At 32.8% G+C, this 14,974-nt stretch carries 16 protein-coding genes; 5 read left to right on the plus strand and 11 right to left on the minus strand.

The features are described from left to right. Positions 1-32 precede the first annotated feature (32 nt). From cas4 to STK_RS12880, 4 genes are read right to left on the minus strand one after another with little or no spacing between them, the layout of a single operon-like run. Complete coding sequence (cas4, locus tag STK_RS12865; RefSeq protein WP_052847033.1) at positions 33-644, minus strand: CRISPR-associated protein Cas4; 612 nt, start codon at positions 642-644, stop codon at positions 33-35. A gap of 5 nt (positions 645-649) precedes the next feature. Continuing rightward, positions 650-1,834: a glycosyltransferase gene (locus STK_RS12870; RefSeq protein ID WP_010980417.1), complete on the minus strand. Its 1,185-nt coding sequence runs from the start codon at positions 1,832-1,834 to the stop codon at positions 650-652. Positions 1,835-1,879: 45 nt separating this feature from the next. Then, positions 1,880-3,016: a PLP-dependent aminotransferase family protein gene (locus STK_RS12875; RefSeq protein ID WP_010980418.1), complete on the minus strand. Its 1,137-nt coding sequence runs from the start codon at positions 3,014-3,016 to the stop codon at positions 1,880-1,882. Beyond that, the gene (locus STK_RS12880; protein ID WP_232616486.1) at positions 3,001-3,912 is read right to left on the minus strand and encodes an ornithine cyclodeaminase family protein; all 912 of its coding nucleotides are present in this window, start codon (positions 3,910-3,912) and stop codon (positions 3,001-3,003) included. The genes STK_RS12875 and STK_RS12880 overlap by 16 nt, the downstream gene beginning before the upstream one ends. Before the next feature lie 88 nt (positions 3,913-4,000). On the opposite strand from STK_RS12880, the gene STK_RS12885 reads away from it, so the two are divergent. Then, positions 4,001-4,315, plus strand: a complete 315-nt coding sequence (locus STK_RS12885) for a winged helix-turn-helix transcriptional regulator (protein ID WP_010980420.1) — start codon at positions 4,001-4,003, stop codon at positions 4,313-4,315. On the opposite strand, the gene STK_RS12890 is transcribed toward STK_RS12885, so the two are convergent. The 4 genes from STK_RS12890 to STK_RS12905 are packed head-to-tail and all read right to left on the minus strand — an operon-like array spanning position 4,298 to position 8,123. Next, positions 4,298-4,981, minus strand: a complete 684-nt coding sequence (locus tag STK_RS12890; RefSeq protein WP_052846775.1) for a polyprenol monophosphomannose synthase — start codon at positions 4,979-4,981, stop codon at positions 4,298-4,300. The genes STK_RS12885 and STK_RS12890 overlap by 18 nt on opposite strands. Continuing rightward, positions 4,953-5,432 (minus strand): RNA-binding protein, encoded by a 480-nt coding sequence (locus STK_RS12895; RefSeq protein WP_010980422.1) that lies wholly within the window; start codon positions 5,430-5,432, stop codon positions 4,953-4,955. Before STK_RS12895 ends, STK_RS12890 begins: the two co-directional genes overlap by 29 nt. Continuing rightward, complete coding sequence (gene cutA / locus STK_RS12900; protein ID WP_010980423.1) at positions 5,432-7,552, minus strand: glyceraldehyde dehydrogenase subunit alpha; 2,121 nt, start codon at positions 7,550-7,552, stop codon at positions 5,432-5,434. The genes STK_RS12895 and cutA overlap by 1 nt, the downstream gene beginning before the upstream one ends. A 58-nt stretch (positions 7,553-7,610) precedes the next feature. Then, positions 7,611-8,123, minus strand: coding sequence for a M48 family metallopeptidase (locus tag STK_RS12905; RefSeq protein WP_010980424.1), 513 nt, complete (start codon positions 8,121-8,123; stop codon positions 7,611-7,613). Between the two features lie 87 nt (positions 8,124-8,210). Here STK_RS12905 and STK_RS12910 point away from each other — a divergent pair, with 87 nt between their 5' ends. Beyond that, positions 8,211-9,230 carry a zinc-dependent dehydrogenase gene (locus STK_RS12910; protein ID WP_010980425.1) on the plus strand — a complete coding sequence of 340 codons (1,020 nt, stop codon included), beginning with the start codon at positions 8,211-8,213 and terminating at the stop codon, positions 9,228-9,230. Here the strand turns inward: STK_RS12910 and STK_RS12915 are convergent. Next, positions 9,159-10,070 (minus strand): cobalamin biosynthesis protein, encoded by a 912-nt coding sequence (locus STK_RS12915; protein ID WP_052846776.1) that lies wholly within the window; start codon positions 10,068-10,070, stop codon positions 9,159-9,161. The genes STK_RS12910 and STK_RS12915 overlap by 72 nt on opposite strands. Next, on the minus strand, positions 10,031-10,774 hold the full coding sequence (gene cobS, locus STK_RS12920) for an adenosylcobinamide-GDP ribazoletransferase (RefSeq protein ID WP_010980427.1): 744 nt from the start codon (positions 10,772-10,774) through the stop codon (positions 10,031-10,033). The genes STK_RS12915 and cobS overlap by 40 nt, the downstream gene beginning before the upstream one ends. A gap of 16 nt (positions 10,775-10,790) precedes the next feature. Here cobS and STK_RS12925 point away from each other — a divergent pair, with 16 nt between their 5' ends. Next, a complete protein-coding gene (locus STK_RS12925; RefSeq protein ID WP_052846777.1) occupies positions 10,791-12,167 on the plus strand; it encodes a cobyric acid synthase in 1,377 nt (458 codons plus the stop codon). Positions 12,168-12,203: 36 nt separating this feature from the next. Beyond that, complete coding sequence (locus STK_RS12930) at positions 12,204-13,316, plus strand: ATP-binding protein (RefSeq protein ID WP_010980429.1); 1,113 nt, start codon at positions 12,204-12,206, stop codon at positions 13,314-13,316. On the opposite strand, the gene htpX is transcribed toward STK_RS12930, so the two are convergent. Beyond that, a complete protein-coding gene (gene htpX, locus STK_RS12935) occupies positions 13,300-14,277 on the minus strand; it encodes a zinc metalloprotease HtpX (RefSeq protein ID WP_010980430.1) in 978 nt (325 codons plus the stop codon). The genes STK_RS12930 and htpX overlap by 17 nt on opposite strands. A 109-nt stretch (positions 14,278-14,386) precedes the next feature. Here htpX and STK_RS12940 point away from each other — a divergent pair, with 109 nt between their 5' ends. Continuing rightward, the gene (locus STK_RS12940) at positions 14,387-14,788 is read left to right on the plus strand and encodes a CBS domain-containing protein (protein ID WP_010980432.1); all 402 of its coding nucleotides are present in this window, start codon (positions 14,387-14,389) and stop codon (positions 14,786-14,788) included. Positions 14,789-14,974 lie beyond the last annotated feature (186 nt).

Raw genomic sequence — 14,974 nt, forward strand, 5'->3', positions numbered from 1 at the left:
AGATAAGAATAAGAATAAAAGAATATTTGTTTTTATTTATTTCTCTTGTAGGGGCATACAGAGGAATAGACGCAATAACCACACTCCCAAGGATATCTAGGTACTTTAGTTCTCTTTAGCGTCTCTTCAGCTAGTCTAATTACTCCTACCTCGTCTGCTGGTTCATTTACTTCATATTCAGTTACTCTGTCTGGAGTTATATACACTAGTAAACCCTTCTTTATTCCAGTCATCCAAAGGTAAATTTGTAATTGAACTTTATGATGCTCGTGTGGTAATCCCTTATCAGCTCTAGCACTTTTTATTTCAATTACTACCTTTTCTCCGTCAATTTCTGCTATTGCGTCAATTCTTCCTTTTATTTTCACTTGCTTATTGTTTACTGGAATTTCTCTTTCTATCTCAACCTCAACTTGAGAATTACTAAAGTTATTTTTAATGAAGTTCTCTAATCCCTCATGTACCATATCGCCTAAAATTGTAGAGGGTGTGAAGACCTCTGAAATTGCTAATTCTTTATACGTTTTTTCATATTGAATTTTCAAGGGGCATCGTATTAAGTCTGTGACGTAAAGTGTATTATCATCTTTTATGTGTGTTAAATAATCTTCCAATTTCTTTTTGAAAATTCTTTCCACTAGCATGTTTTTCATCTCCCTATCTCTGTGAAAACCTTTCCACTTCTTTCTGTTTTAACCCATATTCTAGGTCTTCTAGTAATTTCTAAAAGCAAAGCTGTTATGTTAAGTAAAACTACGAAATTCATGTATACTAGTGATAATATTGAGTAGGGAAATTCTATTAAGTGTCTCTTTGAGATAGTTAAAGCAGTGATGAAGCTTACAAATGAGGCAGCAGATACAAATGCTGTTGCAACTATAAATAAGGAAGTCGGATAAATTAGAATTAGTGAGTAATTAACTAAGTTTAATACCATGAAAATGGGAGTTAAAACTATAAGAGCACCATCTATTATTCTCAGATCTATCTTACTTCCTTTTAATTTTAGATTAACCTCAAAATGTCCTCTATACCATCTTAATCTCTGTTTTATTAGCCATCTTAAACTTATTGGTACTTCTCTCCATGCCATAATAGAGGGCACATAAACTATTTTATAACCTTTTGATACTAATCTTATACTTAAGTCTAAATCTTCAGTCAAACTGTATTCATTCCATCCTCCTACTTCTTGTACTACTGATTTTCTTACAAATGTACATGTTCCCTCAAGTGGTACAAATAATCCTAATCTTGCTCTTCCAGCTATAGAATACTCATAATATAACTCTTCAAGACTAGCAAATCTAGTAATTATATTTTCTCTAACGTTAATAGGTATTAATTTTCCTTGTACTCCAGCTACTTGTGGATCATTAAACACTGAGGAAGCGTAACTTAGTACATCTAATCTTGGAACAGTATCTGCGTCAAATATTCCAATGATCTCATGCTTAGCTACTTTCATGGCGTAATTTAGAGCCCTACTCTTACCGTTTGGAACATTTGATGGATTTAGTTTTATACAGTGAACTAGATTATCATAAAGGTTTTCGTATTGCTTGCAAACTTGATATGTATTATCTGTTGAACCATCTTCAACAACAATTATTTCATATTTTGATTTATCATATTCCTGGTTTACCATCCTATCTAATAATCTCCCTAATACTTTTTCTTCGTTTTTAGCTGGTATAATTATAGAAAAAGTCTTATCTGAGAAATCTTTGGTTTCAATTTTGTTCCATGTAATTCCGTAAATCGCTAAGAATGAATTGTAAACACTCCAAGATGATACTAAAATACTTATGAATGCTATTATTTCATCTAACATTATGTAAAAATAGATACTCTTTTTTAAATTTCTTTTCTAAAGAGATTAAACCCTATCCCACGCTGATTTTAATATTTTAACCCCTTTTTTAATTTCATCCTCAGTAGCAACAGATATACTTAGCCTAGCCATAGTATCACCTCCCCTTAAAAAGAAAGGCTTAGCTGGGACAAAACTTAGTCCCATTTTTATAGCCTCATTGAAGACTTTCCAACTATCTTTCTTTAGGTCAAGAAGTAAGAAAAATCCACAAGATGGTCTATTAAAATCAGTAAACCCGGTATCTAATAGAGAATCTGTTAAAATTTTCATCTTATTAGCATAATGCTCATATAGATAATTCATTCTATTTTTTACTATTCCTTTTTTCAACAATCTAGCCACTACGTATTGATTTATAGTTGAAGTAGAGAAATCCATTTGTTCGATAAGAGATATTTTTTCTGCAATTTCTTCATTTGCTAGTATAAAGCCTATTCTTAATCCAGGTGCAATAATTTTGCTAAAAGAACTTATGTAAATTACTCTTCCACTTTTATCAAAATATTTTATAGGTTTAGGGGTCTCTCCAGCTATAGGTTTATACGGATCATCTTCTAGTATATAGAAATCATAACTATCTGCAAGTTCAACTAACCTTTTCCTTCTATCTTCACATAAGTTAACTCCAGCTGGATTATGACAATTAGGTATTACATAAAGTAATTTAATTTTTACAATTTTCAGCACTGTCTCCAATTCATCAACAATAATTCCTTTTGAATCAAGACCTATAGGAAGAACAACATTACTTCTTAACTTTAATGGTGTAAAAGTTTCTATGAATGTAGGATTTTCAACAGCTATAGTATCATTTTCTAGAAAATATTTAGATAAAAGCTCAATAGCGTGCTGAGCACCACTTGTAACTACAATTCTGTTTCCATTTAAAGACAGATTAAGATTAGGTATATAGTTCTCTATTTCCTTTATAAGTTCCTCTTGCCCTCCTGCACCAGGATAAAAAAATACTTTGCTACCATATTCTTCAATAACCTCATTATAAGTCTCTTTTATTTCTGCAATAGGCATAACTTTAGGATCTGGAGTACCACTGGCAAGATTTATTTCGACCTTTTTTGCAATTTGCGAGGCTAATTCTACTGGAGAAATTTCTATTTCCCTACCTATCCGAGAGACCATTTTCCTCCTATATCAATCTCACTTCCTATCCCATATTTCTTTGCTTTCTCATAAAGTAACTTGAGTATTGCTACATCCTCAAGTCCTATCCCCATGGATTTGAAAACTGTTAACTCATCTTCACTATTCCTTCTTACTTTTCCAGCAATAATTTCAGATATAGGTTTTACTTTATTCCAATCTAACATATTCATCTTTTCAGCCATTATTAAATCTCCAGCTTCCTCCTTTGCTTGCTCTAAATCTTCAACAGCAATAATTGATGCGTTTTTTAAAACCTCTGGATATAACTCAACTCTTTCAGGTAAGTTAGAGCCTAAAGCGTTTATATGTGTTCCTTTATTTAAGAATTCGTACTTAATAAAAGGGTCTTTCGAGTTAGTGACTGTTACTATAACATCGGCATTACAAACATCCTTGTAATCTTTTGCTTTTTCCACTTTTATTCCTTCTTGAATTATTTTCCTAGCTTCTTCTTCTAGTTTTTCTTTACTAAAGACTTTTATTTTTACTCCTGGCTTCAATTCATAATAAGCCTTCACCTGATATTTTCCTTGTTTTCCAAGACCTATAATTCCGACAACAGAATAGCTAGATCTTGCAAGAAAATCCGAGGCTAATACTGAAATTGCTCCAGTTCTAATTCTCGTTATTAGATCTGACTCAGCTAAAAGTAATGGTTCTCCACTATCATCAAAGAGCATTGAGAAAAAAGTACCCTTAATAAATACTTTAAATCCTAAGTAGTGATCTAACCCTCCGGCTTGATAGGTCAAAACGCTTCCATGAAATAAAGTTCTTACTCTTTTTGTATTAGTAGCTAGTTTTTGATAAAGTAATATAAAAGAGTTTTTTAATGCATCATACGCATCTTTAAAATTTAATATTTTCAGCACTTCATGTTCCCTTAATAGAAGCACCAATGCTATCAATATCTCTTATGCCCTAGAGTTTAAAAGCAAATATTTACATAAGCTAAAGAATATGGAGCTGACACCCCGTCTTCAAGATATAATTTCTATTTTAAAAGAGAAGAAAGAAATTAACATAAAAGACCTAGCACTAGAATTAAAGATCTCTCCTAAAACAGCAAAGGGTTATGCCAGAGAACTCTATCGTTTAGGATTCGTAGAACTAGATAATGATAATATTAAACTGAAAAACTCTCAACCAGTTTCAAGTGATGAGTTAAGGAAAATATTGGATGCTCATGAAGCCGAGATTGCAAATTTGAAAAAAGAAATAGAATTATTAAAGGAAGAATTAGCTAAAATAAAAAAATCAAGAAGTAAATCCTAATGATAGTTTTAAAACATATACAAACCAATTAAGAATTTTTTCACTTCCTAACTTACTTTTTCCCTTACTTCTATCCCTAAAGGTTATAGGTACTTCAACTATCCTTAATCTAGCCCTCTTAACCTTATATACCGCACATATTTGAAACTCATATCCATCTGCATTTTTACAATCTTTAACTACTTCGATAGCATTCCTAGAATAAACCCTATACCCAGAAGTATTATCTTTAACATCGATTCTAAGTAAGGTCTTAGCTAACATATTTGCTCCTTTGCTAATAATTCTTCTCTTTAAGGGCCAGTTTTCAATTTTTCCACCTTCTATATATCTAGAACCTATAACCAAATCAGCCTTTTTTGCCTCTTCAAACATTTTAGGCAAATAAATAGGGTCATGACTTAAGTCAGCATCCATAGTTGCTAAGTATTCAAATCCTAATTCTAATCCTTTAAGTAGTCCAAACCTTAATGCACTGCCAAGGCCCTTCTCACCTTTTCTTACAAAAACTATAGCATCCAACTTTCTAGCTATTTCTGCAGTACTATCTTCGCTATCATCGTCTACTATAATGATTTTTGCATCTGGTAGATATTGCCTAATTCGTGGTATGAGTTCTTTTATATTTTCCGCCTCATTATACGTTGGAACTAGAACCCCTCTCATTGCACATTTCCCAGATTTTGTCATTAATATAATGTAAATTTATTCCAAACTTCCCCTTTTTCTCACTTAAAGCTCTTTCTTTATCCATAATAACTTTTATAATTGCTATGGGAATATTTGTCTTAGTCTTTACCAAAACAATATCACCTTCTTTACAATTACAATTATATTCAACAATACCGGGTACAAAAAGATCAGCACCATTTATAATATGCTTTACTGCACCTTCATCAACCGTTACAGAAGGGAGTTGTAAATTATATTTTCTTATAAAACAAAGTGTAGGAATCAATTCTTCTGAAAAAAACGAGAGTAAACCATCAATAAAGTAGTATACTTCCTTTTTCTCCTTTCCAATTTCAATTCTTCCTTCAATATTAATTCCATATTTATTTTTTATTTCAGAGATTAGTTTTTTACTATCTTTTTCAGATAAAAAATGTCTCTGCATTAACTAACCAACTCCTCAAATTTAACCGGCATTTTAGTTATTCTCTTTTTAATACATTGTTCCACAGCATTTATTATTGTCGGTGTAGCTGCTATTGCACCAGCTTCTCCAATCCCTTTGCTCCCCGTAGGATGAGGAGATTTTCCTAAAATCTCATAATACCAATCTATCTTCTCGGGTATTTCTACTGCTGTAGGTATAGGGTAGTCTTGAAAATTAGTAGTTAATAATTGTCCATTTTCATCAAAGAAAGCTCCCTCTAATAACGCTTGTGCCATCCCTTGTACAATGCCACCTATAGCTTGTCCTTCAGCAAGTAAAGGGTTAATAACAGTTCCTACATCATCAACTGCAACATATTTCTTTACAAATACTTTTCCTGTCCCATCTACCTTAACTAGAGCCAAATGCACACCATAGGGAGTGGTGGGAGGTTGCTTAACATTATAAATAGCTGTTGTATCCAGACTTTCTCCCATCTTAAAAGCATTCTTTACGATTTCGTTAAAAGTAACTTTATTACCGTTCTTCTTATGTGTGACATTTCCTTCTTTATACTCAACCTCCTCTTTGTCAGCATTTAGTATTTTAGCACCGATTTCAATTAATTTATCCTTAAGCTTTTGAGAAGCTAATAAAACTGCTGAACCACCTATAGTTACAGTCCTACTTCCCCATGTTCCAATACCATCTTCAATTATTTCCGTATCACCCCATCTAACTTCAATCTTTTCAATTGGTAACTCCAGTACGTCAGCTGCAATTTGAGCAAATGCAGTTGCATCTCCTTGACCGTGAGGACCAGTACCTGTAACTAATGTAATTTTACCATCATATTTAACAGAAATTCTGGCAACTTCCCAAGGTCCAAAAGCAGTTATTTCAATATATGAAGAGACACCAACACAGCCATCCTCTTTCTTTAGCTCATCATAATATTTCTTCCCAATTTCTAAAAGTTTCTTTACATTTCCAGAATCATAAGTAACACCAAAAATGTTAGTATACGGTAATGTGTCAATAGCATTCTTTAACCTTATTTCATACTGATCTATCCCTAATTCATCTGCTACAATATTTACTATTCTCTCTATAAAGTATATACCTTCTGGTCTACCAGCACCTCTATATGATTGTGTAGGAGTTATATTTGTATGAACTGCATAGGCATCAATATCAGCACCGATTATCTTATAAATACCAGGTAACATCCTTACGGTACTCTTAACGTTTCCAGATTCATCATCATTAGCATCTGGGTAAGGAGCTCCTAAGTTTGCTATCAGAGTACCTCTTATTCCTAAAATTGTTCCATCTTTTTTAACAGCAACTTCAAACTTCAGTTTTTTGTCCCTACCATGTCCAGCCGATATAAATTCTTCAGTTCTTGTAGGTACCCATTTTAGTGGTTTCCTTAACATTAGTGCTAGTTTAGCTAAGGCGTATTCCTCTGGATGGGCAATGATTTTACTACCAAATGCACCTCCAACGTCAGGCTGAATTACCCTAATGTTTTCAAATCCAAGGAAATCAACAAGATTTCTTCTCAAATAGTGAGCTGATTGCGTAGAAGAGTAAAATGTAAGCTTATTCCCATCAAAGTAAGCTAAAGCGCCTCTAGTCTCTAACGGTGAAGCTATTACCCTTTGATTGATTAAGGTATCAGAAATTGTTAAATCAGCTTCTTTAAATGCTTTTTCTACGTCTCCTCCTTTCCATCTTTCATGATAATAAATATTTGAAGATAAACCACTATGCACCTTTACTTTGTCTTCTAACGCTTTTTCCGGGTCTAAAACGTAGTCTAATTCCTCATATTCTACTTCAACAGATTCAATTAGATCATAAGCCTCATATCTATCTTTTGCAATAACTATAGCTATTGGCTGTCCAACGTAGGTAGTCTCTTTAGTTGCTATAGGGAAATCTTTTCCAGGATTTATATCTTCACCAGTAAATATTCCTTCTTCTTTTTTAACCTTAATCCTTGCATGAGGATATTTACTTCTTACGAATGCTACAAATAGTGTTCCGGGTAGTTCAATATCATCAACGTATGCTCCTTTTCCAGTTATAAGCCTTAAATCCTCAATTCTTTTTATCGGCTTACCTATATACATGAATTAAAGTATACACGAGAATTTTATAAATATTTGTACAAGGGGGAGAAAAGTATTGTTAAAAACTTAACATCTTAAGTCTCGTGTTTATAGTTGGATGAGAAGAGAATATGCTAGACTCTACGTCTCCATACTTTTTAATGACTAGTTTAAGTTCATCCCCAACTATAGAATATGCAAGCCTATCAGCTTGGATCTCTTGCCTTTTACTTATAAATTTTTGCAATAAAAAGACCAAAATCAAAGAAATCAGTGAAAGAACAATATTAAACTGAAACAGAAATAATGAGAATAATAACCCCACAGCTACGAAGATTTTCATCTTTAGGTAATGGTTAAGTACAATATGTGACATCTCGTGAGCTAATATTGCTCTTTGTTCGGATTTATCTAGTTTTAGAAAGCCTTTAGTTATTACTAAATTTTTACCTATTATATATGCGTTTACACTCTCATTATTATCAAGAAATATTCTTATTCCTTGTATAGTAAATAAAGATTTTAATCTCCTTAACTGTAAATGATCTCCTATAAATATGAGAGGGAGTATGGCGAAAATAATTAAATTCACAATAATTGTTACGCGGAAATACTATATATCTCTTTTAGTTTCGCATAAGAAGAAAGAGATTTATTTTAAGCTCATTACTAACAACTTGTGAAAGCTGTACTTTTAGAGAACGGAAAGGTTGTAATTAAGGAGATACCTAAGCCTATAATTAAGGATAAAGGTGATGTTATAGTTAAGATGAAAGCTTGCGGATTATGTGGTACAGATGTAGAAAAAATTTGTGGACAATACACAGCATCTCAGCCAATACTAGGGCATGAGCCAGCTGGAATAATAGATGAATCTAGTGTAGATTTCTTAAAATCAGGACAAAGAGTATTTGCTCACCACCATGTTCCTTGCTATGAGTGTTACTATTGTACTCACGGTAGTCCTACAATGTGTCCTTATTATAGGAAAACAAATCTTGACCCTGGCGGATTTGCTGAGTACTTTAGGGTACCAGCTTGGAATGTAATAAGGGGAGGAATTTTAATTTTACCAGACTCTGTATCTTTCGATGAAGGAGCTTTTATAGAACCATTAGCTACTGTTGTGAGAGCACAGAGAAGAGTAAAAATAAATAAGGGAGATAGTGTCTTAGTGGTTGGAGCTGGACCTATGGGTTTATTACACGTAATGATGGCTAAGGCTAATGGTGCCAGTACTGTTATAACATCTGACGTATCAGATTTTAGAATTGAATATGCTACCAAAGTAGGAGCAGACTACTCGTTAAATGCTAGAAAGACTGATATACCAAGTGAAGTTAAGAAATTAACAGACGGTAGAGGAGCTGATGTAGCAATAATAGCCTCGGGGTCTCCTTCAGCTATATTATCTGGACTACTTTCAGTAAGAAAAGGGGGATACGTATTACTATTTGGTGTTCCGTATAAAGGAACAGTCTTGAATTACGATATTAGTGAGCTTTTAAATAATGAAATTTCAATAATATCAAGTAATGCTGCAGTGGAAGAAGATACAAAAGAAGCACTGAAATTAATTTATGAAAGAAAAGTTGATGTCAAAAAACTGATAACCCATAGGTTTCCATTAGATGAATTTAATGAGGCCGTAAGGGTAGCTAAGCAAGGAGAGGCCATAAAGGTAATAATATATGATTGAGATTAAGGTAAAATAAAGTACTAAGGTTGCAACAAAAAGTCTTAATGCTCTTCTTACGTCATCTTCTTTAGGCAAATTACCTTCGCCTACTGAATAGTAACCTGGTTTTTCAAGTTTCACATGCAATATAGATGAAGCAAAAGATATTGGGTATCTGGCATTCAAACTTTCAATCCCGCTACTCTTAAGGGTCTTATATAAATCTCTAGGCTTATATCCAAGGATGTATCCAGCTATAATCATTAGGATTCCAGTGAGCCTAGAAGGTATATAATTCATGATAGTATCAACTTTCGCAGAAAACCATCCCTCTTTCTGTAACTCTAGTGTTTTATAACCTACCATACTATCCATCGTATTAGAAAATCTTTGTAGAAGTGCACCAGGATAGCCAAGAATAAGGAACCAGAAAATAGGTGAAGTTATACCATCAACGAGACTTTCAAATAAAGATTCGATAACTGCTGAGGCTACATGAGGATCATCGAGTTCATATACATTTCTTCTAACTAACTGTTGTGCATACTTTCTATTTTCTCTATTAACTGGGATAGACTTTTTCACCAGTTCATAAAGCATTTTGATAGAAAAACTAGTCTTAAGGAAAAAAGTAAGAAGTATAGTCTGTATTATTACGCTAGGAATATATAGCGGGATTAGAAGGAGAATTAGGACCGGTATTACACTAATTATCCATACAAAGACTCCGTATAAATAGCCCTTATAAGGTACTATCATTTTCTCAGATATTTTACCAACCCAAACGACTGGATGAATGTAGACTGGAGGCTCTCCTAGGGTTAAATCAAAGAGAATAGCGAGGTAAAGAATAGGTAGCAACTTCTTTCCGCTATAAGTAGAAATATGGGAAATGATAAAGTTATTATGGCTCCTATAAAATCTCCAGAACTCCCCTTTAGAGTCGAGTATCCTAGAAAGTAGAAAAAGAGTAATAGAATAGCGAACGAAATTAATATGTATGGATTTCCGAAAAGTACTACCTCAACTATAATTGACAGTATTTTCCATTTATTATTTAGATTCTTATGAAAAATCTTCCCCATATAACTTATTTCTATTGGAGGCATTATGGCTAATAAAAGGATTCCTAAAGCTCTACTTTCAACTTCTGCAATTAACAAAGAATAGAAAGATAAAGTTTTGATAGATAGCAACACGGTAAGAAAAATTGAAACATACACCAACAGTAAGCCTATTCCACCAGCTCCTACTTCTACGTCATGTAAAGCCTTAATTTTCTTGTTATAATCTTTAGCCATTAGTGCATCTCCAAAATCAAGTAACCCGTCTAGATGATGAAAACCTCTAATAATCTCCACAGTAGGTAATAGAAGGAGGAAGGCAAGATTGCCCAAAAACTTTGACGTTACAAATACTACAGAATAGTCAATTAAAGCCGTGATTACTCCAATAATTATTGGTGAGATAAAGGAAGCACTAGCAACCTCCTCTAAAGTTGCTTTTGTCGAGGGAATAATAGTAAAGAATGAGATTTGTGAGGCAATCTTTTTAAATATTTTCATCTTGTTATGCTATAATGTGGCAATTATTATAGCTTCTACTATGAGTGATTCTGGGAAATCGACAGTAACAACGGCTATCGTTAAATTACTAGATTTAACTCCTATGAAAATACAGAATATGTCACTAAATAGCTTTCCTACTATGGATAATGGAGAAATAGCTTTCATCCAAGCATATCAAGCGTTTGCAAAGGGAATTGAACCAGAAAGATATATGAATCCTATTCTATTAAAGCCTGCGGGTAAAGGAATAGAAGTTATTTACTTTGGTACTCCTATCGGAGTATATTCAGCTGAAGAGTACTATAATAAAATAGAAGAATTATGGTGGAAAATTAAGGATTATATTAGGAGAGATGTTGTAATTGAATCAGCTGGAGGAATTGAACCGAATTTTATAGATAAAGACTTAACACTGGTAAGGTTAGTAAAAGAGTTTAATCTTCCCGTTATATTAATTCTAGATATAGATAGAGGAGGAGCATTTACTTCAGCTTACGGTGCATATCTTACTCTCCCAGAAAGTGTAAGAAGGAACTTGAAAGGTTTTATAATTAATAAGTTTAGAGGAGATGAAAAGTTACTTAACCCAGCTATAAAATGGCTTGAAGAAAAAACTGGGATGAGATATTTAGGTTATCTTCCTTATTTTGATGAACCTCCAATAATGCAAGAAGATTCAATGAACATATTTGAATTCGGTGAAGGAGATATCGAAGTAGGTATACTAGCTTACCCTTATATGAGTAATTTTAACGAATTTTATGCATTTAATAAATCAAATGCACATATTAAATTTATTAAAAAGCCTTCACAATTATCTAAAGTTGACTTAGTTATTATACCTGGTAGTAGAAATACGTTTGAAAGTCTAGTATGGTTAACGGAGAAGGGTTTTATTGAGCATATTAGAAAGAAACCAGTCCTAGGAATATGTGGTGGTTTTCAACTTATGGGTAAAAAGCTTATAGACTCTTATGGTTATGAAAGTGGGTCTATAAAGGAATATCAGGGTCTAGGGATATTCGACATTGAAGTTATATATGATAAAGACAAAATTATTTCTAGAAGCTGGTCTGATATAAAAGTTAATGGTTATGAAATCAGAAGAGGAAAAATAAAATATTTGAACGAAAAGCCTATCTTAACAATTACTAAGCGTGGATATAAGGAAGTGAATGTTTATGATGGTGCTATAAAAGATGATAAATTAGGTTATAGTATTCATGGCTCTCTATTTTCTGATGGAGGTAAAAAACTTCTATATGAATTATATGGTATAAAAGTTAATAGTAAAAGTCTTGAGGAGGAAATAAAGGATCAATCTGAGAGATTAGCTAATATATTTAAACGTTATATTGATGTGGATTTACTTAATCAAATAAATGTATAGGTGAATTTATTAATTTATTTTTAGTCAGTTAAATCAATGAGTTTTGATCCACAAAAATTTGTTGATGAAATCTCTCCTCAATTAAAGGAAATTGTTGATGGTAGAGCTATAGCAGCAGTAAGTGGTGGTGTTGATAGTACAACAGCCGCAGTTTTATCGTATAAGATTCTAGGGGATAAAGTAATTCCAGTTATGATAGATACGGGTTTTTTAAGAGAAAACGAAGCTGAGAATGTAAAGAATATGCTTAAAGATTTAATGCCTCTACAAGTTATTGACGAGAGAGAAAAATTCATATCATCATTAGAGGGTATGTCAGATGCTGAAGAGAAAAGGAAAAAATTCAGGCAATTATTTTATGATACTTTATCAAGAATCGTAAAAGAGTTCAATGCAAAATATTTAATACAAGGAACAATTGCTGCTGATTGGGTAGAAACCCAAGGAGGTATAAAAACACAGCATAATGTTCTAGTACAGTTAGGTATAGATACTGAAAAAGAATGGGGATTTAAAGTTGTTGAGCCTTTAGCTGATTTATATAAAGATGAGGTTAGGGCATTAGCAAAATACTTAGGTTTACCTAGGGATATATATAATAGGCAACCTTTTCCAGGTCCAGGACTACTTGTTAGAGTTGTAGGTAAGTTAACTAGAGAAAAGCTCGAAATCTTGAGGAAAGTAACTACTACTGTGGAAAAGAACTTATCTGAATTAAACCTCTCTCAGTATTTTGCAGTCATTTTTGACTCTGCTGCAGAGTATAATAAAGAGTTAAGTAATGAGGTAGGATGTGATGTTAAGGTATACAAAACATTAGCTACTGGAGTTAAAGGTGATGTAAGGGCTTATGGTAATATAGCTGGTATTGAATGCAGGAAAGATTACGAGAGCTTAAGAGAAATTATGGAAAAACTTACAAGTTATAATATAACTCATGTGGTCGTTAAGATAAAGGATAAAAACCCGGAGGGTATTTATACCATAGGAATTAGAGCTGTAAATACACAAGATTTTATGACAGCAGATTTTGCTAAGATAAATTGGAATATCCTTGAAAAAATAGCAAATGAAATTAATGATAAAAAAATCAAGGAAGTTGTTTATGATATAACTACAAAACCCCCAGCAACTATTGAGTATGAGTAAGTTTTTCTAATAATTGTATTCTTTTTGCTGGGTGTGGATGATCGCTAAAGATGTCTGCAAATGGGCTTACCTTTATATTTCTCCAATATTCTACTAATTCTTGAACTTTATAAGCTGGTATATCTTCGTTTATTTGAAAACCAGAGAATAATAGCATACTTCCTATTTGTCCATATTTTTTCTTATACCTTTCAATTATATCTGGATCTGTGGATAATACGATTTTAGCTAATGCTGTTTGCAAATTCTTAGCACCATTAGGGACTGTTATTGCAGAGTTAACGTCAGCGTATGCTTCTCTCATTCTATTAAGGAAGAGTACAAATAGATTAAACAGGAAGCTGAATGCTATTAATGCTATTCCGATTAAGAATAGGATTCCAGAATTATCGTTTCTACCTCCTCCACCTCCACCAAGCAGTCCACCCCACCATAATCCGTAACCTATCCAGTAGAGTAGAGTTGGAATAAGCCCCACTGCCAAAAGTAATTCTGTATCTTTATGTCTAAGGTGACCTATCTCATGACCTATAACTGCTTTTACTTCTTCCGGAGTTAACATTCTTAATAAAGGCAATGTAATTGCCATGTTCTTACCATAAATAGGGCTTTCGAAGGCAAAAGCGTTTGGAAATGGTACATTAGCTATGTAAACTTTTGGTGTATTCATTCTATTATACATAGCGACCTCTTGAACGAGATTATAAACCCATCCATATTGTGGATCAGTAGGGTCTACTTCAGTAAGATGATAAATTGATTTTATTAAAGCTGGCCCGAATAACCATTGAAGTATTGTAAATATTGTTACAAACGCTAAAGCTCCAGTAATAAGTAATGGTGCATTAGAGAAGCCGAAGAAGTAGCCTAATATGCCGTAGATTAATGCGAAACCTAGAACTAATATTGCAATTGCTGAGAGTATCATACTTATTCTTAATTTAGTTACTTCCCAAATCATTTCAAACTTTTATTTACATTATGCGTTTAAAAACTTTTCCAAAGTTTCACATTTGCTTTAAGGTTTTGCATAAGTTATTCTTTTTAATCTCTTTATCAAATATTATACTATGGAGGAAGAAATAGTAAAAGAATATATGAAAACCCAAGTCATATCAGTTACAAAAGATGCTAAGTTAAATGACATAGCTAAAGTCATGACCGAGAAAAATATAGGATCTGTTATAGTTGTGGATGGGAATAAACCGGTTGGTATAATTACTGAAAGAGACATAGTAAAAGCAATAGGTAAAGGTAAGAGTTTAGAAACTAAAGCTGAAGAGTTTATGACGGCTTCATTAATAACAATTAGAGAAGATTCACCAATAACTGGAGCCTTAGCATTAATGAGGCAATTCAATATAAGGCATTTACCGGTTGTTGATGATAAAGGTAATTTGAAAGGCATTATATCTATTAGAGATATTACAAGGGCTATTGATGATATGTTTGAAACAATGGGTGAATATTAAACTTTTTTCACTATTCTATCTAATATGAAAATTAGTATTCCAAAGGAATGGTATGAGATTCTTTTGAAAATTAGTAAAGATAGGAAAATAAAATTTAATGATTTAGTAATCCAAATATATAATTCTTCAGAGTGTTTAAATCTACCATATGTGGAACCAACAAAATATAAAAACATTAATGTAGAG

The sequence above is a fragment of the Sulfurisphaera tokodaii str. 7 genome (assembly GCF_000011205.1).
Classification (GTDB): Archaea; Thermoproteota; Thermoprotei_A; order Sulfolobales; family Sulfolobaceae; genus Sulfurisphaera; species Sulfurisphaera tokodaii.

What these genes read in the sequence shown, in the direction of transcription:
- cas4 (WP_052847033.1), bottom strand. Translation starts at nt 644, where the DNA reads ATGCTAGTGGAAAGAATTTTCAAAAAGAAATTGGAAGATTATTTAACA.
- STK_RS12870 (WP_010980417.1), bottom strand. Translation starts at nt 1,834, where the DNA reads ATGTTAGATGAAATAATAGCATTCATAAGTATTTTAGTATCATCTTGG.
- STK_RS12875 (WP_010980418.1), bottom strand. Translation starts at nt 3,016, where the DNA reads ATGGTCTCTCGGATAGGTAGGGAAATAGAAATTTCTCCAGTAGAATTA.
- STK_RS12885 (WP_010980420.1), top strand. Translation starts at nt 4,001, where the DNA reads ATGGAGCTGACACCCCGTCTTCAAGATATAATTTCTATTTTAAAAGAG.
- STK_RS12890 (WP_052846775.1), bottom strand. Translation starts at nt 4,981, where the DNA reads ATGAGAGGGGTTCTAGTTCCAACGTATAATGAGGCGGAAAATATAAAA.
- STK_RS12895 (WP_010980422.1), bottom strand. Translation starts at nt 5,432, where the DNA reads ATGCAGAGACATTTTTTATCTGAAAAAGATAGTAAAAAACTAATCTCT.
- cutA (WP_010980423.1), bottom strand. Translation starts at nt 7,552, where the DNA reads ATGTATATAGGTAAGCCGATAAAAAGAATTGAGGATTTAAGGCTTATA.
- cobS (WP_010980427.1), bottom strand. Translation starts at nt 10,774, where the DNA reads ATGAAAATATTTAAAAAGATTGCCTCACAAATCTCATTCTTTACTATT.
- STK_RS12930 (WP_010980429.1), top strand. Translation starts at nt 12,204, where the DNA reads ATGAGTTTTGATCCACAAAAATTTGTTGATGAAATCTCTCCTCAATTA.
- htpX (WP_010980430.1), bottom strand. Translation starts at nt 14,277, where the DNA reads ATGATTTGGGAAGTAACTAAATTAAGAATAAGTATGATACTCTCAGCA.
- STK_RS12940 (WP_010980432.1), top strand. Translation starts at nt 14,387, where the DNA reads ATGGAGGAAGAAATAGTAAAAGAATATATGAAAACCCAAGTCATATCA.